At 60.0% G+C, this 18,182-nt stretch carries 14 protein-coding genes, 1 tRNA gene and 6 pseudogenes; 12 read left to right on the plus strand and 9 right to left on the minus strand.

Annotation, left to right across the window (positions count from 1 at the left end; all coding sequences use genetic code 11):
- Positions 1–116 precede the first annotated feature (116 nt).
- Positions 117–407: an AAA family ATPase gene (locus tag G6N41_RS29300; RefSeq protein WP_231608718.1), complete on the plus strand. Its 291-nt coding sequence runs from the start codon at positions 117–119 to the stop codon at positions 405–407.
- A gap of 257 nt (positions 408–664) precedes the next feature.
- Here G6N41_RS29300 and G6N41_RS26155 read toward each other — a convergent pair whose 3' ends face one another.
- Genes G6N41_RS26155 through G6N41_RS26165 form a run of 3 tightly spaced genes read right to left on the minus strand, consistent with a single transcriptional unit; the run spans position 665 to position 2,072 of the window.
- Complete coding sequence (locus G6N41_RS26155) at positions 665–1,171, minus strand: hypothetical protein (RefSeq protein ID WP_220075346.1); 507 nt, start codon at positions 1,169–1,171, stop codon at positions 665–667.
- 39 nt (positions 1,172–1,210) lie between these two features.
- A complete protein-coding gene (locus G6N41_RS26160; RefSeq protein ID WP_231608719.1) occupies positions 1,211–1,795 on the minus strand; it encodes a helix-turn-helix domain-containing protein in 585 nt (194 codons plus the stop codon).
- Between the two features lie 10 nt (positions 1,796–1,805).
- Positions 1,806–2,072 (minus strand): hypothetical protein, encoded by a 267-nt coding sequence (locus tag G6N41_RS26165; RefSeq protein WP_198966092.1) that lies wholly within the window; start codon positions 2,070–2,072, stop codon positions 1,806–1,808.
- 223 nt (positions 2,073–2,295) lie between these two features.
- Between G6N41_RS26165 and istA the strand changes: the two are divergent.
- From istA to G6N41_RS26190, 5 genes and pseudogenes are all read left to right on the plus strand, one after another.
- Positions 2,296–3,558: pseudogene (gene istA / locus G6N41_RS26170) on the plus strand (IS21 family transposase); the annotation flags it as partial.
- A 47-nt stretch (positions 3,559–3,605) separates the two neighbouring features.
- Positions 3,606–4,477 (plus strand): annotated as a pseudogene (locus G6N41_RS26175) (IS5 family transposase).
- A 10-nt stretch (positions 4,478–4,487) separates the two neighbouring features.
- A pseudogene (locus tag G6N41_RS26180) lies at positions 4,488–4,748 on the plus strand (IS21 family transposase); the annotation flags it as partial.
- Positions 4,745–5,556: pseudogene (gene istB / locus G6N41_RS26185) on the plus strand (IS21-like element helper ATPase IstB). The pseudogenes G6N41_RS26180 and istB, both read left to right, overlap by 4 nt.
- Positions 5,557–6,196: 640 nt before the next feature.
- Positions 6,197–6,937, plus strand: coding sequence for a tyrosine-type recombinase/integrase (locus G6N41_RS26190; RefSeq protein ID WP_231608720.1), 741 nt, complete (start codon positions 6,197–6,199; stop codon positions 6,935–6,937).
- Between the two features lie 183 nt (positions 6,938–7,120).
- Here G6N41_RS26190 and G6N41_RS26195 read toward each other — a convergent pair.
- Positions 7,121–7,188, minus strand: a tRNA-OTHER gene (locus G6N41_RS26195).
- Positions 7,189–7,361: 173 nt separating this feature from the next.
- Between G6N41_RS26195 and G6N41_RS26200 the strand changes: the two genes are divergently transcribed.
- The gene (locus G6N41_RS26200; protein WP_198966094.1) at positions 7,362–8,819 is read left to right on the plus strand and encodes a rolling circle replication-associated protein; all 1,458 of its coding nucleotides are present in this window, start codon (positions 7,362–7,364) and stop codon (positions 8,817–8,819) included.
- 245 nt (positions 8,820–9,064) lie between these two features.
- Here G6N41_RS26200 and G6N41_RS26205 read toward each other — a convergent pair whose 3' ends face one another.
- The 3 genes from G6N41_RS26205 to G6N41_RS26215 all read right to left on the minus strand — a co-directional run bounded on the left by G6N41_RS26205 (position 9,065) and on the right by G6N41_RS26215 (position 11,263).
- Complete coding sequence (locus tag G6N41_RS26205) at positions 9,065–9,499, minus strand: phosphoribosyltransferase (RefSeq protein ID WP_198966095.1); 435 nt, start codon at positions 9,497–9,499, stop codon at positions 9,065–9,067.
- Between the two features lie 129 nt (positions 9,500–9,628).
- Positions 9,629–10,207, minus strand: a complete 579-nt coding sequence (locus G6N41_RS26210; protein WP_198966096.1) for a hypothetical protein — start codon at positions 10,205–10,207, stop codon at positions 9,629–9,631.
- Between the two features lie 288 nt (positions 10,208–10,495).
- Entirely contained in the window at positions 10,496–11,263 is a 768-nt protein-coding gene (locus G6N41_RS26215; protein ID WP_198966097.1) for a DNA-processing protein DprA, read from the minus strand.
- Between the two features lie 471 nt (positions 11,264–11,734).
- Between G6N41_RS26215 and G6N41_RS26220 the strand changes: the two genes are divergently transcribed.
- The gene (locus G6N41_RS26220) at positions 11,735–12,907 is read left to right on the plus strand and encodes a hypothetical protein (protein WP_198966098.1); all 1,173 of its coding nucleotides are present in this window, start codon (positions 11,735–11,737) and stop codon (positions 12,905–12,907) included.
- 75 nt (positions 12,908–12,982) lie between these two features.
- Here G6N41_RS26220 and G6N41_RS26225 read toward each other — a convergent pair whose 3' ends face one another.
- Both G6N41_RS26225 and G6N41_RS26230 read right to left on the minus strand, forming a co-directional pair.
- Positions 12,983–13,231 carry a hypothetical protein gene (locus G6N41_RS26225; protein ID WP_198966099.1) on the minus strand — a complete coding sequence of 83 codons (249 nt, stop codon included), beginning with the start codon at positions 13,229–13,231 and terminating at the stop codon, positions 12,983–12,985.
- Positions 13,232–13,251: 20 nt separating this feature from the next.
- A complete protein-coding gene (locus G6N41_RS26230; RefSeq protein WP_198966100.1) occupies positions 13,252–14,736 on the minus strand; it encodes a PDDEXK family nuclease in 1,485 nt (494 codons plus the stop codon).
- A gap of 265 nt (positions 14,737–15,001) precedes the next feature.
- On the opposite strand from G6N41_RS26230, the gene G6N41_RS26235 reads away from it, so the two are divergent.
- From G6N41_RS26235 to G6N41_RS26245, 4 genes and pseudogenes are all read left to right on the plus strand, one after another.
- Positions 15,002–15,424, plus strand: a complete 423-nt coding sequence (locus tag G6N41_RS26235; RefSeq protein WP_198966101.1) for a plasmid replication, integration and excision activator — start codon at positions 15,002–15,004, stop codon at positions 15,422–15,424.
- Positions 15,421–16,775 (plus strand): annotated as a pseudogene (locus tag G6N41_RS26240) (cell division protein FtsK). Before G6N41_RS26235 ends, G6N41_RS26240 begins: the two are co-directional and overlap by 4 nt.
- A gap of 10 nt (positions 16,776–16,785) precedes the next feature.
- Positions 16,786–17,007 (plus strand): helix-turn-helix transcriptional regulator, encoded by a 222-nt coding sequence (locus G6N41_RS29305; RefSeq protein ID WP_231608722.1) that lies wholly within the window; start codon positions 16,786–16,788, stop codon positions 17,005–17,007.
- Positions 17,008–18,162 (plus strand): annotated as a pseudogene (locus G6N41_RS26245) (site-specific integrase); the annotation flags it as partial.
- Positions 18,163–18,182: the final 20 nt, after the last annotated feature.

Raw genomic sequence — 18,182 nt, forward strand, 5'->3', positions numbered from 1 at the left:
ATTCGCCCCACATCGATTGATATGGCACCGTAGCGGATACAGAACGTCTTTACGAGTGGCGGAACTATATCGAGTTTCTAACGACTAATCCACTTCCTGCCGAGAATGTCGAACGCATGTTGAATGTGTCCTGCGAGGACGTCGTGCACGTGGCAGCCCAAGAAATCTTTGACGAGTTGAGCTCCGGGCACAAGATCGCCCTCCTCATCGTGACCCAACTTGGCGAGACCGTCGAGGAGACCACCTTAGTACTAATTGACGAGGTGGAGTCGCATTTGCTACATCCACCGCTGTTGTCGGCTTTCATCAACGCACTGTCTGAACTATTGGAAGACCGCAACGGAGTTGCCATCATCGCAACCCATTCGCCCGTGATTGCGCAAGAGGTTTCAAGCAACTGCGCATAAAGCTTTTGAGATCGCGCAGTACCCTAACCGCGCAGCGAGCAGCCATCGAAACATACGGTGAGAATGTCGGGACATTGACGCAGGAGATTTTCGGACTGGAGGTTGCGAGAACGCCATCCATATCTGCCAGCACTCCCCTGGTCCGCAAATTCAACGGAGCAACAGTCGGCTCACGCGACTGGCCGAGCTCGCAACGCTGCACTGAAACACGGAGGAGCGAAATGAACGCGGGGCTGGGTCAAGTACGGTCAGCCGAGCTATTGCGCCGCAGATTTCTGGACAGCGTCAAATTGAGCCAACACACCTGCGGTGACCATCGAAGGGCTGATGATCATCCTTTCATGGTTTGAGACACCGACAGATCGCGCCAGTTCACCGAGCACGGCCCATGTTGCGATGGTGACTCTCGCCGCTGCCTCAAATTGAAGAAATTTTTCCAGCTCATCACGTTGGTATTCGACGGGCTTCGCCCACGTGTACTCGACGGCACCCTCAGCGGCCAGAACATACCGAGAATCCTCTAGTCGAAAGCCTACTCTTATTCCAAACACATCGGGTCTCAACACCGCCGATAGAAACATCGCTCCCGAAGCCGCGTCTTGCTTCTCGGGCTCCTCATCGCCAGACTCGTTGTCAACTTCGTATTCATAACCCAAAAGCGCGAAGAGATGATTTAGTGGCTTTGTCGCGGCGAGACGGTTATGAACCAGAAATTTTGTTGATTTCGCATTACGTACTAAAACTGGAATCTGAGATTCATCCACGCCAACGTGTATCTCTGTCGGCTTAGCCATTGCACCGCATCAACGGCAAAACTCATCTACTGACGAGCTTTCAACAATTTTTTGAACTCGCTTCTCGCCCTTCGGGAAGTAATCTCCCGATGCCCGACTGAAGCATTCAGCCACCCCGCCAGAAGTTATGACTACCGACTCACGAATAGTCACCTCGAGGTGGTCCCACACTTCGCCAAACGGAGACGACGGCGCCTCAGGGGGATCTGCGACTATGCTCCTCCAATTAACGCAGCGATACTCGGTCGGTGAGACGAGATCTGCGTCGACCACCTCATGCCGTACGTAAGCTCCGATCGCTGCGGCATACCGGCGGATCGTCGACAGGTGCGGATCGTGACCGAGCCGCTCGAAATTGCACACGGCGGACCTGTGGCGGTTCGTCCGTTCGGCGACATCCTGCTGAGACAGTCCCTTCGCCTTCCTTAGACGAACGAGTTCCTCCAGGAGGTTGTCGTCTTCCTGCGCGAGCAACTGCCGAAGCTGGTAGTCCTGACTCTCGGGATCTAGTCCAGCTTCTCTTTCGAGGATCTCAAGCTCATCCATATTGTTGAGGTTAACCGCAACACGGATTGCTTTCCATAAATCGCTCACAACAAGTCACTCACGACGCCCAGTTGATGAGACGTGCGCACGCGGTAACGATGTGCTGATTCTGGACGATCAGACCTGCTGGTCCAGCGGGTTTCCGGTCGAATAGCAGAAGTTGCAGCTGGTTGCTGCCGCGGTCTGCATGGACGTAGAGCCGGTAGAGATGGGGATGTCTGGTGTTGCGAAGCTCCCCGATATCGACTCCCACCCGCGCCATCGGGGCCTTCCAATCGACATCACGGGACGAACCGGCTTGGACTCGCAACAGCACTACTTTCATGTCTAGCCAACTACCGGGGTCATTTTTCTCGGCTTCTTGCATGTCGCCCCGTAGCCCTGTGTCCGTGGCCATGAAAAAGTAGCCACTGGTGGCCAAGTCGAGGTATCCAGTTTTGGCCAGATAAAAGTATCCACCCCGTGTTCGTCGTGTCGATCAGGAACTGTGGGCCCCGATGGTGACGGTGAAGGCGCCAACCAATGGCCATCACCACCGGGGAGTTCCATTGAAGTCTGTGAAGGACCGCATGGACATCATTTCTGCCGATCAACAGCTCGGGTCGTACCGGGCCGCCGCCGACGCGTGCGGCACCACGCATCGCACCGTCAAGAAGATCATCGACAAATTCGAGGCCGACCAGGCCGGCATACCGCCGGCACGGCGGGCCGAACGAGGGCACAACTACGATTCGGTGGCCGAGCTGGTCGCCGAACGTGTCGAGAAATCTGGAGGCCGGATCTCGGCCAAGCGGCTGCTGCCGATCGCCCGCACCGCAGGCTACCAAGGCTCGGATCGCAACTTCCGGCGTCTTGTTGCCGAGGCGAAGACGTTGTGGCGCAGCGCCAATCACTGCGGGCGCCGTCCAGCGGTATGGTCACCAGGGCAGTACCTGGTGATCGACTGGGCCCAAGCGGCACCGGGATTGTTCCTGTTCTGCGCGGTGCTGGCATTCTCCCGGTGGCGATTCGTGCGTTTCGCCGCCGACCAGAAGGCCTCGACCACGCTGGCGTTGATCGCCGAAACCCTGTCGGCGATCGGCGGGGTCCCGGCGTGGGTGCTGGCTGATCGGATGGCCTGCCTCAAAGGCGGGGTAGTCGCCAATGTGGTCGTCCCGACCCCGGATTACATCCGACTGGCCACCCATTACGGGTTCGCCCCGGACTTCTGTCACGCCAACGACCCACAATCCAAGGGCATCGTGGAGAACCTGTGCGGCTATGCCCAACGCGACCTGGCGGTGCCGCTGCTGACCCAGTCCGCTGTCGACGGCGTGCCGATCGACATCCGGGCCGCCAACGCCGCTGCGGCGGCGTGGTGCGACGAGGTCAATGCCCTGGCGCACTCGGAGATTCAGGCGATTCCCGACGAACGGTTGGTCTCCGAACGCCAAGTACTGCAACCACTTCCATCGTTGCGCTTACAGATCGGGGCGCCCACGGTGCTGCACAAGGTCGACCGACTCTCCTGTGTGCGCTACGGCTCGGCCCGCTACTCGGTACCCACCCGGCTGATCGGCACCACCGTGGCAGTGGTGGTCGATCACGGCGCGGTCTGCCTGGTCGAACCGGCTACCGGGATGATCGTGGCCGAACACGAACTGGTCGCCCCAGACTCAGCGTCGATCCTCGATGAGCACTACGACGGGCCAAGGCTGGCACCGAGTCGGGGCCCGCGGCCCAAGACCAGCGTGGAGAAGCAGTTCTGCGCCCTCGGCGCGGACGCCGAGGCATTCCTCGTCGGCGCCGCGGCGATCGGCAACACCCGCCTAGGGCGTGTCTGCTTAATGTGAATGGTGTTTTGGCTGATGCTGTTTGGGTGATGCGGACGCATGCGATTTCTGATGATTTGTGGTCGCTGATCGTGGCGGTGTTGCCTGCGGGGCGGCGGCGTGGCCGGCCGTGGAACGATCATCGACGTACTCTGGAGGGCATTATCTGGCGTTACCGTACGGGATCTCCGTGGTGTGACCTGCCCGAGCACTTCGGTCCCTGGCAATCGGTGGCCGAGAGGCATCTACGCTGGTCGGTCGATGGCATCTACGCGCGGATCTTCGCGGCGATCGCCTCTGACCTCGACGCCGAGGACGCCGACCTGGGCGCACTGTTGTCGGTCGATTCGACCAGTGTGCGCGCCCACCAACACGCAGCCGGAGCGCCCCGGGCGCCGCACAGGGGGATCTGTCGAATTACAAGAAATATCTCGATGAGCCCGATGACCACGCCATTGGGCGTTCCCGCGGCGGGCTGACTACCAAGATCCACGCCTTGACCGACCAGCTGTGCAGTCCGGTCACCCTGGCACTGTCGGCCGGTCAAGCCGGTGATAATCCGATGCTTTGGCCATTGCTGGCCGCCCGGTGCAGCAACTCATACGCCCCGTTTCACCTGCTGGCGGACAAGGCGTACTCCCATGACTCGACGCGGGCACAGCTGCGCCGGCTCAAGATCGCCCATACCATCCCCGAGCGCAGCGACCAGATCACCCGCCGCAAAGCCAAAGGCCGCAACAGAGGACGGCCTCCGGGGTTCTCAGGCCGAATCTACAAGCACCGCAACACCGTCGAGCGAAGCTTCAACCGGCTCAAACACTGGCGCGCGGTCGCCACCTGCTACGACAAATACGCCCTGACCTACCTCAGCGGTGTCACCCTGGCCGCCATCATCACCTACCACCGCGTCCGCAATTAGCAGACAGGACCTAGCCGCAGAGCTGGAGATCCTGCTCGCCCTGGGGGCCGCCCACGGCACCGACGCGCTGATCGCGGCGCTGCACCGGGCGGTGGCGTTTCGCCGGTTCCGGGCCGCCGACGTGCGCTCCATCCTGGCCGCGGGCACCGGAACCCCACAACCCCGCCCTGCCGGGGATGCGCTGATTCTGGACCTACCGGTCGCCCCGATGCGTTCCCTGGACGCCTACAAGATCGGACCCGTCGGAGCCGATGACGAGGTGATCTCATGACCACGACATCACCAACGACTGCCGTCGAACCCGTGGCGCCGCCGTCGGTGCCGCCGCTGGCCGCTGATCTGGATGCCGGGCTGCGGCGGTTGAAGTTGGCCGCGGTGCGGCGCAGCGCACCGAGGTCTTGCTGACCGCCAAGACCCAACGCTGGACTCCTGAGGAAGTGCTGCGCACGCTCGTCGAGACCGAACTGGCCGCCCGGGATGCCTCCAACATCGTCAACCGGCTCAAGGCCGCCGCGTTCCCCGTCTCGAAAACGTTGGAGTCCTTCGACGTGGCCGCCTCGTCGATCCCGCCGAAGGTTTTCGACTACCTGTCAAGTCTGGAATGGATACGGGCCCAACAGAACCTGGCGATCATCGGCCCGGCCGGCACCGGCAAATCCCACACCCTGATCGGGTTGGGGACCGCGGCGATCCACGCCGGGCTCAGGGTCCGCTACTTCACCGCCGCTGATCTCGTCGAGACCCTCTACCGCGGCCTGGCCGACAACACCGTCGGCAAGATCATCGAATCGCTGCTGCGGGTCGACCTGATCATCTTGGACGAACTCGGCTTCGCCCCACTCGATGACACCGGTACCCAACTGCTGTTCCGCTTGGTCGCCGGCGCCTACGAACGCCGCAGCCTGGCCATCGGGTCACACTGGCCCTTCGAACAATGGGGCCGGTTCCTGCCCGAGCAGACCACCGCAGTCAGCATCCTCAACCGCCTGCTACACCACGCCACCCTCGTCATCACCGACGGCGACTCCTACCGCATGAAGGACGCCCAGCACCGGAAGGAGCAACCCACACCAACCTAGGAACTACCGCCCGGGGTGGATACTTCTATCTGGCCACCAGCGGATACTTCAACTTGGCCATTGACACCCTGGGTGCGGGAACAAGGCAAAACCGCCTTTGACCAGGAGTTCCTCGGTCGGTGTCATTAGTGGTCGCTACACCGTCCCCCGCTCGGGAATTGCATTCGCCGCCAGTAGGTCTGCCTTCTGGCACAAACCACACGTGTGCATACTGCCATCTCCACTGTGCCGTAGGACACAATTACCTCCGGCTGCGGTTAACGCATTCTCAAATGCTTAGTTCTGAGACTCGACTACAGATTCCGTTCAACCCACCGACGAGTGAAGTCAGTCTGTCGTGCGGCGGGAGTCATAGGCCAGCGAGTAGCCGCCGCAGTTGCCTTGACTGCGGCCGTGACCCTCATCGACGGTGCGCCCCTCAGCGATGTTGATTCCCGTACCGGTGCCGCGCCATTGCTGGTAGGCGCATCGTCGGATGGGGACTCCGTCGGGTTGGCTGTCTCGTCTTCGCCGGCGATCCGCTCGTGCAGGTAGGCCGTATTGGGGTATGACGGCCGCGGGTCATGGCGTGGAGCCGCGCTTCGCCGACTGGCCGATCGGAAAGATCGACCACAAGTCAATTCAACTGTGGATCAACGGCATGTCCGCGGACGGCCTAAGTCCGCGGACGGTTCGCTGGACCCACTCTGTGCTCAAGATGACGCTCAACCACGCGGTCGACTTGGGTCATCTACTCGGGAAGAATCCCGCGGCCAGAACAAAGTTTCCGCCGATGCGCGAGACCACCCACACCTACCTGACGGCCGGCGAGGTCGCGGCACTGGCCCACGCATGCGGGGATCAGGGCGACGTCGTGTCGATTCTGGCCTACAGTGGGCTGCGGTTCTGCGAACTCACCGGGCTCAACGTCGAGGACATCGAATTGGATGCACGCAGCATCCGGGTGCGCCGCTCGATTACCCAGGTCGGCTGCAAGCTCGTGGAAGGCAATCCGAAATCCAAGGCCGGGCGCCAGTCGGTCCCGATCCTTCAGCTGTTGGTCCCAATATTCAAAGGACGCATCGACGGCCGTGCACCCGGAGCGCCGGCGGTGGCATCCGCGCGTGGATCGCGGCTGGGGCTAGAGAACTGGAAGCGCTCGGTCCGCTGGCCGACGGCGATCACCCAGATCGAGCGCGAGAAGCTGCGGGTGCACGATCTGCGGCATACCTATGCTTCTTTGCCGCGGCGAGCCGGAGCAGACCTTCGCCTACTTCAGAAGGCGAAGGGCCACGCGTCGATAACGGTGACCGCTCATACCTACGCCGACCTCTTCGACGAGGAACTCGACGACATCGCTGCCGCCCTCGACGCGCTGGGTGAACTTCAGCCCGGTGACTGAGCGTTCCGAGCCTGGCCGGCACGCACGGTGTTGCCCGCTGCCCGGAAAGCGGTGACCTTCAGCCTCGTAGCAAATCCGACCTTCACCATAAGCTGGCCCCATTTTGGCCCCATGGAGCGCTCTGACCCGACGGGATTCTGCGAGCACGAGGAGCGATTTGCTGCCCTTAACTGGGCTGATACATGGTGGCCAGGGGCGGGATCGAACCGCCGACCTTCCGCTTTTCAGGCGGACTGATTAGCCGCTGAACTGCAGTTTAACGGATTTCATGCGTCAAATGCGACGCGCTGAGCGCGTCTGACGCATGCCGTCTGTCCGGCGACCGGACAGAAACCGGACGCGGTGACAGCACTCCCGACAGGGAACCCTTCGTCGCCCATCACTCGATGATGCGCGCCTTGGGCTCCCGGGGAGTAGGTACCCGATGCCCAGCATCTCTGTGCCGACCGAGCGCTCAATTGGCGCTGCGGCGGATTCACCACTTGGACTGACCACAACCCGAACGGCCAGCCGGAACACGGCCGGAGCCGCGGACGCCGGTAGACAGCGAGTGCCCGAGGCCGTTAAGGCCGCAGGGCGCGAGAGCGACAGCGGCCGGTCGGACGGCGGTAGCGGCGTAGGCCGTGTTCCGGCTGGGACCAACGGGCTTGTTATATGTCCCAAACATGTCCGCGACGCCGCCGATGGCGGGGTTGAGGCGAATTTCTCGGCCGCGGACGCCCTGGGTTTGCGGTTCCCGAACCCTGACATGGTGGCCGCGGCGGCGGCACTGTTTGAACCGGCGCAGCCGTGGGCTTCTGGGCGGGACCGGCTGGGCGTGGAACCCGAGTCTGGCCGGTTCCGGATCACCATCGGCCCTGGTGTCGTCCGCCTTGGCTGGACCAGGCCCGTCCGTGCGGAAAAGGCATCCGAGCGAGCGGTCGGTCGGCACCGGCTCGACGTAGCCAATGAGGTCGATCGGGTAAAGGCCGACAGGGATAGGCCCAATCCGCCTGGGCGCACGATCACCGAATGGTCCCGCAAGTCACGCGCTGCAACGTGCCGCACCTTCGCCGAGCTCGACTACACGCCGCTGGTGGAAAGCGGCCGCGTGCCTGCGATGGTCACGCTGACCTATCCCGGCGACTGGGAAACCGTCGCGCGTGACGGGGCCAGCGTGAAGCGACACATGGTTCTGTGGCGCAAGCGGTTTCAGCGCGAGTGGGGCGAACCGGCGCGTTACATCTGGAAGTTGGAGTTTCAGCGTCGCGGTGCGCCACATATTCACCTCTGGATGGCTCCACCAAATGGCCTTGGCCGGTCGGGCCGCAAATTCCGGGACTGGCTGTCGCAGGAATGGGCCGACATCGTTGCGCATCCCGATGCCGAGCAATGTGCGCGCCACAGATTGGCCGGCACTGCCATCGACATTTTGAACGGATTGCGTGCCTGTGACCCAAAACGACTGGCGATCTATTTCACCAAGCATTCGTCGCCAAATAGTCTGGGCGACAAAGAATACCAGCACATCGTTCCCGAGCCTTGGCGAAAACCGGGTCGCGGGCCGGGTCGTTTTTGGGGAGTCCATGGGTTGCAACGAGCAACCGCAGTCGTGGAGATCGTTCAGGATGCCTACCTGACGGCGCGTCGGATCGTTCGTCGCTGGTCACGATCGCAGGCCCTCTACGGCGATTGCACGAGTCCATTCCCTACGTCGATTCACCCACGCATGGCCAGTGTCACAGTCCAGCGGGTGCACAGCAAGACCGGAAGATTGGGCCGACGAACAGTCCGCCGAAGACGACAGCTATGTAACCAAGGAGGACTCGGCGGCGGCTACGCGCTCGTAAACGATGGGGCTAGGTTCGCATCGCAACTTGCGGCGGCGTTATCAGCAGCTTGAGCCCCGCTAAGCCAGACATCTTGTTGCCAGTGTTAGTGACGGATTCACCCAGCTTCGCACACGAGTGCATATGATCGGCCACGCAGCACTGACGCCCAACAGCGAAATATGAGCTACATAAAAGGAACCTATCGCGGCAGCTTGAACCGGCTGGTCCATGTTCGAAAATAATTCTAACTAGAGGCAAGGATAGCGAATAGTTCCTGCATACGCCTCTGGTTCGCCGGGTCTTCAGTTAATGTCCTTTATTCGGCATAGAAATCCGCACCCGAGTATTCGCGTTTTTCAAACGGTGACATTGCGCCGTTTGATACCTTCTGCAAGAACCTGCCGCCACCGTACTTACCGATCGAAACTAGCACGACTTTCGATGCACCGGCGGCAGACAAAAGCTGATAAGCCCATGATAACGACGTACCCTGCGTCATAAAATCATCGAAGACCACAACCGTTCGACCGGCTAGTTTGCCGCCAATGTACTTACCGTCAACCTTCACCGTATTAGCCTGATCCAGGATGGACACATTCGGCGTCCGTCCCTGTCTTTTGGCGTTGACTCGTTCTAGGCTGGTATCGGTTGCGTTGCGGTAGCGATCAAGTAGATCATCTTTGTAGAAACCGTGAACTAGCCGCGAGGCAGGAAGAACATATTCCTGTAACTGGGCACTGACTTTGCCCATTTTGCTGCTTGGGTATACGCAGAAATGAGTTCCGCTAACAAGAAGACCCTCTAGGTAGCAACTCGTGACAACATGCATCATAAGAAGATCCCGCGCCGAATGCTGCTGCCGCGCCCCCACCATGGGTTTTCAGTCATAAGTGAAAACGTCGAGGAGATTGAACGAGCTGGCGGGCGTCGACGGCAGTGATCCCGACGCTGGAGGGACTGCTCGGATTTCCAGGCCGCCCGCCGCGTCGCTCAAGCGATAGCTCCAGCGTGGCTCAACTAGAAGGAAGATATCGACGAATTCGGTTACCTCGGCGGGCTCATCGATGACGATCGATGTCGTGCCCCTTGGCTGCCCTCCGACCCACCCTGCGTGGGCGTACATCACCGCTGAATTGATTGCCGTCCGCCAATCAAGTTTCGTTGCCCCAACATAGAACAGGTCGTAGGGTTGGACTGGAAATTCGTTCAGCAGGGCGTTTATCCATTCGGGCGATCCGCGGTTCTTGCCTTCAAACACGTTTCCACGGTGAATATATGTGTCAGGCGGAGGAAGACCCCGCTTGGCGCATTCGCCGATAACGTCCATTGGGTCAGTCGAGAAGATGCAAACATTTAGGCCGCGGCTTCGCAGGTCGTTCAACATCGTGGCCACCTTGGCTTGCAATGGCGCTGAGTTTACGAATACGGTTTTATAGTCAAAGATCACTCCCTTGATCACCGCAACGTCTCCGTTAGTTCGTCGAGCAATCTTCGAATGGCGTCGAGGTCCTCGCTTCGCACCTGCCTGAACCGTGCTTCTTCTCGAAGATATCGTTCAACAAGACTCAAACTTGAGGCCAATTTTCCTGTCCGCTCGACCGTGGCCCGAACAATGCTATCCAAATCACGCCGCCCAGCCGCTGAGAAAATCTGTAAGACCAATCCGTTGGCCTGCGACCGGATAAGTTGCGGCAGATCGTCGACGCCGTCCCAGTCGTAGCCCACAATCTGTCGACGATATCTTGCACTAATGTGTATAGTTGTGTATAGTGTGCGCGGTCCCGCCCCTGGAATTTCCTTCGGCCGCAATGACAAGATCAGCGAGCCCGGCTTGAATGCGGTTGCGTTGAACGAAGTATTGTTTCCTGTAGTGCTCGGTCGGCGGGTATTCAGTGACTACTGCTCCACCATTGCTAATTATCCTTCGCCGTATTTCCGCTGTTGCAGCCGGAAATGTGAGGTCGATTCCGTGGCCAAGTATCGCAATATTGCGGAGACCATAACGCAGCGCAGCATCATGAGCTGCGGCATCTATTCCTTCGGCAAGACCCGAGACAATACTAACCGGATAAGCTGCAACTGTTCGGATGGTGGCTAAAGTAGCTGCCAAGCCCGACGGTGTCGCGTTGCGCGTTCCAATAACAGCAATGTGAGGCGAGTGCTCGATCAAGGCAGCGTCTCCTTGCACGAATAGCCATCTCGGCCCATCGCGCATCTCAAGCAGCTTGCTTGGCAGTTCGCTCGGCCCTAGCAACGACACCGATTCCGCTTTCAGCGTTATCCTTTTCAACGCCCCGGATTCGACCAGTCTGCCTGCGTCTCTTTTGATTTCACGAGCAATGGCATAAGAATTACTACTCGGCTTACCACCGGCGTGGGCCTGGGAGATCTCTTCCTCTGTCGATTCGAACACTGCGCCAAGTTCGTCGCCGTATCGAAGCACAAACGAGTGCAACCCCTTCATGCCCAAGCCCTTTACTTCGGCCAAAGCAAGAAATGCGGTAACAAATGGCACCGCGGAGATCGGATGGTCTGCACGAGGCGGAAGAAAGCCAAAACTCAGCTGCTCGTCAACACCGGAATCCGGTCCGGTACGGCGCTAAGGCGTCGACACGCTCATCCCTGAGCTCTCAGCGTGAGAGGCATAGGCGGTCTTCCCGCAGGCGATCGGGGGACATGAGTTGACTGTAGGCCGTAGCCGCCATGAGTGGCGCTCCAGTCTTGAGTTATTTTCGGAGCGCGACCACTGCCACCCGCTGCGCCCATGGCACAACCTCGGAAGCGCCGCTAAATCAGCGAGTTCAGGAGTCGGCGACTGGCCGTCGAGGTTGCCTGGCTGCGGCTGCACTCGGCGCGTCTGGGCGGCCCATGCGGCTCGGCCGTAGCCCGTGTCCACCTTGCAAACCAATCGCCGCCGAACAGGAACGGTTGATGACCCCGATACAGTTGCACAGTTGCACATATTGCGCACCCTGAAGGAGGCCTGGTGGATATCGATCATGGTGCCGGCTCCGACGCACCTGAATCCATGAGTCCGCTTGTTTTTCCAGACCCACTAACTTCGACGCATCTGGTCAGTGCCGCGACTTTCCTCTACTTCGATGTCCCCGTTGTTTTGCCGTCACCAATATGGATTCCGGATGAAGAGGCTTTCGGTTTGCACGACCTCGTAGCTAGCTGGCGTCCCGATTGGGCACCAAGGTTCTTCCAAATCGATGCCCTCTACGGCGCACAGGTCGATGCCTGGAAACACACAAAGGAGTTGTTAAATCCGCTGAAGGACACATTTGTGAGTTCCTTATTCGCATTCGACGCCGACACCGCTGCGATCGAGAGAGGCCTTGCCTTCCTTCGAACCACTGGCGAAACCATAGACACAACCATCGCCAGGCTAGACCCTGGCGCCGCAGCCGGCGAAGTATTCCATCACCTGCTAATAGACAAATACGTCGAACTCGATCGGGATCTCAACGGATTATATGAATACTGCGGTCAGCTTTTCGCCTTATCCTCGACCCCACAACTGCTGGTGTCCTGCTACCTACCGCGGCTGACATTGACGCCGCGCGCGGCCGACGCAAGCGATGTCCTGCTGTTCAACAACATTCAGCTGCTACCACTTCTCGAGAAGCTACCTGTAGATGAAGCCGAAAAACCTGATGCGATTATCGGTACCCAAATTGTTGCGTGGGAAATCTTCGCGCGAATCCTTGCGCAGCAGCTCGATCCGCTTGATGCCCGGAGGGTCGATCGACTCGCGGACCTGCGTCGACGTCACCGCCATGAGGTCGAGTCTCTAAAGGGCAAGTGCCTTCTCCTTGCGAAGGACATGCCGCCACCGAATGGTCTCGATGACGTGATCGGCGCCGTCGAGCGTTTCCTGCGCTATCAGGCCAACGAGGAGATTGCCGCACTCTTTCGGCTCAACCGCTCAGCCGTCGACGGTTTCGTTGAGTCAGTCTTAACCGACGAGAAATCCTGGCTGGCCGTAGCCACCACCATCGCTAGCGCGTATGCCGGACAAGGGCTCCTGACTGCGGGTGCGGGCCTTGCCACCGTCTCAAGCCTTGGCGCGAAAGCAGCTAAGAGCACATTTCAAAGGCGAAAGAATCTGCGCACCAGCGACTATCGTGTGCTCTATCGCATTGGGCGCCGTTAGCGCGCAGCGGGCTTCATTAGAAGCAAGATCTTGAAGTTTTGGTCCCGCACTTCCTGCGTATCGATTGTGGGACCGCTAAGGTTCTGACCAATCCAGATCGGGAACACCTGGCTGCTGGATGCCAGTCAAGGTCCATTGAGCGAGATAGCGACCAGCTATCTCTTGTCGAGGGACATCGGCAAGGGTCAGGTAGAAGTACGGGTCATCACCCGGGCGGAAGTCTACGGAAAAGCCGTTAGCCTGACCCGCGTCGAGAGCAGCAAGCGCCGCATCGACATTTATCGCGGTGGCAGCGGGATGGACTGCATAAACGTCACCGATCACCAGTTCGTGGCCGCCAATCGTTATGGAGTGGGCCCTGCGGGCCACACAATAGATCGAGGCCCTGTCAGCATTGCGCGCACTTCCGGAGTGTCGTGGCCGGTCATTTGAAGGGTGAATCGCGGTGCCCTTGGTGAGGCGACAATGTGGCCTTCGGCCAGTATGCGGGCGACTCTCAACTTCACTCGATCGCCGGGGTGCATAAACTCAGGGATGTTGAAGAATTGGTTGGTATGGCGCTGAACGACGTCGAGGTCGTGAGCGAACTGCTCGACTGCAAGTAAGTCGGCCTCGTAGTCCTTCGCGGACTCGGGTACGTCAGATAGCTTAATCGCGAATAGGAACTCGCCATTGAACCAGGCTTCGAGCCGTGACGCGAAGCGAATTGCACGGCGAGTCGACAGGATTTGCTCAACAAGAGAGGGCGATATTTCGCCATAGTCGAGTTCAAGAGAAATACCTGGCTCACCAAACTCGTCCGCATCCTCAATTTCGGCATCGTGTCGCAGCCGAAATCGAACGTTAAGGTGACCATTGCAAAAGGCCGCTTCGATGGATCCACCGATCGATCCAGGTGCAGCATGGGTGATCCGCCCCTCGTAACTGGCGACGACCGTGTCTTCATGCACTGTCCGTAGTTCGAGAGGTCTACCGATTGCGGATCCGCTAGGTCTCAGAGCGATTCCGACGGCTCCGGGCGGGTATTCGCCTGCGATGAAGTCCGGTCCGTCAAACCGGACGGATCGCACGACATTTCTGGGAAATTGCAGTGTCTCCGGCGTCGCATAGCCGATGGTTCGCATCAGCTGCTGCTCTAACTCAGCGTGCTCGTCGCCCAACTCATCAACCTCAACAGTGAACCCGATCGGGCTGCGCAGAGGGGCATCCGCATCCCGGGGGCGAATTTCAACTGAGGTGATGTCGCCCCGCCGCGCGAAGTCGACCGCCCAATCCGGATCAACCGCGTCAACGATGCTGCCAAGGTTGCGCACCCTACTAGCGACGTCGCGAATCCCGTCGAGCAGAGCGGCCCGCTCTTGGCTGAAATCGCGGACCATCTCTCGCAATTCGCTGGTGGCAGTCCTTTGAACATATCTGTCAATTGACGGAGCTTCGGCCATCCAGGCGTCCAGGTCATCGCGATCGATCAACGTGATCGCTGGTGATGCCCGGCCGCCGTTGAGGTTCACGACGTAGTTGTGCTCAGGGGTGGTGCAGAGGCTTGGCACCAGCAGAGACCACTTCGCGGGAGTGTGTTTCTTGGCGCGCCGGAATGACTTGGCGATTTCTGTGCGACGCTTGCCCCATACGGAAGAAAATCCTTCCGGGTAGTACTTCAACTGAAGAATCCAAAGGCCGCCGTCGGCCAACGTAATCCCGATGTCGATACCCTCGTCACCGCCGCGGCCATTGACCGCTCGCACCTTCTCCCCGAATCTGTGGCGCACCAGAGCCTCAACAATCCGGTCGAATTTGGGTTGGTCAAGACGTGCCCAGTCAACGGCCATGGTGCAGTAAACGCTACCCCCAGACACTGATGTCGCAAGCGAGCCGGTGGTGTCCCGCGTGGCGGTGACCGAAGGCTTGGCACGTTGCCTCAAGCCGCCGCGGCAGAGCAACTCGATCAGCAGGTCGCGCGTCGAGCGTTGTCCCGCAGGTTTACAGGCCCTTGCTCGTCAGAGAATCTTGAAGAAGTTTGATCGACCGTAGCGAAACCCGGAGAGCGGATGGGAGGATCTATTCGTTAGAGCGATTCCAACGGAAGGTTAACGAGTGTCAGTGCCGAAGTGGCTCAACGTTTCTCACCAACAAGTGTTCCAACATCGGGCGTTCGTGGTGTCCGACGTGACGGCGGTAATCGACTACGAGCGGTCAACGAGGGACAACAAGGTCCAGGCATCCGACCGTGAGTCAGGCCTTCCGTTATGGCAGGTCGAAGTCCTTGATGGCGATCCGGCGGCAAGCAAGCGGGCCCGCACCCTCACCGTCAAGTTTGCAACGCCGACACCGCCTGAAAGCCCACCGAATGCGAACGGGATGCCATTTGCCCCGGTAATTTTCGATGACTTGTGCATATTGCCCTACGTTGACCGTTCGAGTGAAGGCGGTCGCATTGCGTGGTCATTTCGAGCGTCGGGCATGACTGCTGACACGGGCAAGGCAGCTTCGTCGGCATCGGGCCGCGCATCGGCATGAGCCAGTTCGACGACCCTTACCCCGCAATACCCAATGACCCATACGCGGTTCCAGATGCCGACGTTGGCATCGATCTCGACTACCTCGCACACCTGTTAAAGCTCTGCACAGCATGGCTCTTCGGGACGACTATCGCAATTTGTATCGGACTGGTTATCTGGCGCTTGCGATCCCCTGTCACATACGAGCGCTACTTTGGCGTAAACGCACGGCAGGCCCGATGGATGCTCTGGAGCCTGATCGCCTGGCCACGAATCGCCAGGGACTCCGGCTTGTCAAGCTCAAGGAACGTGACTCGAAAGGACATGCAGGGCAAGCAAACTACGAAGAAGATCTGGACTCACCCCGAAGTACTCGGAGTGAGGATGTCCGGCCACTGTCTACGCCTGCGCGTCCGCACACGGACGGGCCAGACGGTTGACGACCTCGAAAAGGCGGTTCCAGCTATCCGTGATGCTGTCGGAGCACATTCCGGTCGTTCGACGGTAATTGCACCAGGTACAGTGCGCATGGAGTTCGTTATGAGAGAACAATTGTCAGTCGTTGAGACCGCGAACACGCCAACCAGAAGCGACGCGGCGACCGTCGAGATCGGACGACGCGAGAACGGGTCGGCATGGCTTCTCCGCATCGCCGGGCTTCACACCCTGACCGTGGGATGCTCAGGCGCGGGCAAGGGCTCCATTTTCTGGGGCATCGCCTGCGGACTGGGCCCGGCCGTCAAATCGGGAACTGCACTGCTGTTCGCCATAGATCTCAAATACGGGATCGAGGTGTCGGTCGGGTTGCCCTCTTCACCAGGGTCGCAACAACCGAAACCGAAGCCGCCCAGCTTCTCGCCAAGTTGGAAGAGCTGCTCGACATGCGCGGGAGAGCTATGGCCGGCCACACACGTTCTCACACACCAAGCAGCACAAGCCCGCTCGTCGTACTACTCATCGATGAATTGGCAGGCCTCACTGCCTACATCACCGACGCCGCACTAAAGAAACAAGTCGCGGCATCGCTCTCCCGCATCCTGACCAAGGGGCGAGCCGTGGGCGTCGTAGTCGCGGCTTTCATGCAGGACCCACGCAAGGAGATCCTGCCCATGCGTGGCCTGTTCACCCAAACCGTCGCACTGCGATTGCGCTCCCGCGATGAGGTCGCGATGGTCCTGGGCGACGGGATGACCGATAGCGCACCAGCCCACCGCATCAGCCCAAATGAGCCAGGCACCGGATACGTCGTCACCGAAAATGGATCGACGATGCGGGTTCGCGCCGACTACTGGCCTGACTCATTGATCCGCTCCGTTGCAAGCGAATACAGATACATACGTCGGGTCCGAACCGGCCCGATGAAAGACTGAGGACAGCGCCATGACCACTTCCAACTTCAGCACGGTATCTACATTCCCGACGCTCCTCACCGCGGAGCAAGTTGCCGACCTCTTCGGCGTATCCGCCGCGACCGTAAGCCGATGGGGCGCCCTGCGCGAACAAGGTGAGAACGTCGGACCTCCCTGCTACACACTTTCCGATCGCGTAAGACGTTGGGACGCAGCCGAAGTCCGTGCATGGCTCCAACAGGTCCGGCGCTGAATGGCCGGCTCCGCACCGCGCGGTATACGAAAGCGCACCAATTCAGCCGGCCAGACGCGCTACCAAGTGCGCTACTTGGTGCGCGATCCCAACTCCCCATCGGGATGGGTCGAGACGTCATCGACGTTCGCCACCATGCGGGAAGCGCGAGCATTCAAGGCCGATCGCGACGGCGAAGCGGCAATCGGCGCCAGGCGCTTCGACCCCAGGCTTGGCCGCGCAAACCTTTCGGCCATTTGGACGCAATACAGCGCATCCAAACGCCCGGGCGTCTCACCCAAGACGTGGAGCGGCTACACCCAGCATTGGGAGCTTCGCATCAATCCACGGTTCGGACATATGCCGGTCGACGAAATCAGCCGCGCCGACATTCAGCAGTTCATCAGCAGCCTCACCGTCGGCCCATGGGCCAAGCTCGCCACGCTCCGGCTGCTGCGCTCGATTCTGGACATGGCTCGCGGGGAGGGCCGAATCCACATTAACCCGGCCGAGGGTGTGTCATCTGGCCGCATACCGGCACGGGAACGCCACCGCTATCTCACCGCGGCGGAAGTCGCGGCCCTGGCAACGGCATGCGGAGACCAGGGCGATATCGTCACAATTCTGGCATTCACGGGCCTGCGGTGGTCTGAACTCGTCAGCCTGCGTATCGGCGACATCGACCTCAAGGCACGCCGCCTCTACGTCCGCCAAGCAGCTCCTGAGGTCGAGGGTCGGATCGTCGTCGGACCTCCGAAGACTCGCGCTGCGGTTCGAACCGTCCCACTCCCCCAAGTCGTCATCGACGCACTCAAGCCACGAATTGCCGGCCGCGGGCCCCGGGAGCAAGCGATTACCTCACCCAACGGCGGCTACCTCAGATCCAACAACTGGCGCAGACACACCCACTGGAACGAAGCACTCAACAAGACCGAACTAGCGCCCTTAACGATTCACGACCTACGCCACACTTACGCCAGCCTGGCCCGGGCATCCGGCGCCGACCTCCGCTACGTCCAGAAAACGATGGGACATTCGACACCGACTGTCACCGCGAATATTTACAGCGACCTCTACTCAGACGAACTCGATCACGTAGCCGCGAATCTCGACCGACTCTGCAGCACCGTCGCCAACCAGGTGAACGGACAGGAACCGGACAAGACAATCAATCCAAAGAGTGCTGTCACCGCATA

Origin of the sequence: Mycobacterium shottsii (genome assembly GCF_010728525.1) — a bacterium.
In the GTDB taxonomy this organism is placed as follows: domain Bacteria; phylum Actinomycetota; class Actinomycetes; order Mycobacteriales; family Mycobacteriaceae; genus Mycobacterium; species Mycobacterium marinum.

Coding starts and splice junctions, on each gene's coding strand:
- G6N41_RS29300 (WP_231608718.1), top strand. CDS start 117: ATGTTGAATGTGTCCTGCGAGGACGTCGTGCACGTGGCAGCCCAAGAA.
- G6N41_RS26165 (WP_198966092.1), bottom strand. CDS start 2,072: ATGAAAGTAGTGCTGTTGCGAGTCCAAGCCGGTTCGTCCCGTGATGTC.
- G6N41_RS26190 (WP_231608720.1), top strand. CDS start 6,197: ATGTCCGCGGACGGCCTAAGTCCGCGGACGGTTCGCTGGACCCACTCT.
- G6N41_RS26200 (WP_198966094.1), top strand. CDS start 7,362: ATGCCCAGCATCTCTGTGCCGACCGAGCGCTCAATTGGCGCTGCGGCG.
- G6N41_RS26205 (WP_198966095.1), bottom strand. CDS start 9,499: ATGGGCAAAGTCAGTGCCCAGTTACAGGAATATGTTCTTCCTGCCTCG.
- G6N41_RS26230 (WP_198966100.1), bottom strand. CDS start 14,736: ATGGCCGTTGACTGGGCACGTCTTGACCAACCCAAATTCGACCGGATT.
- G6N41_RS29305 (WP_231608722.1), top strand. CDS start 16,786: ATGACCACTTCCAACTTCAGCACGGTATCTACATTCCCGACGCTCCTC.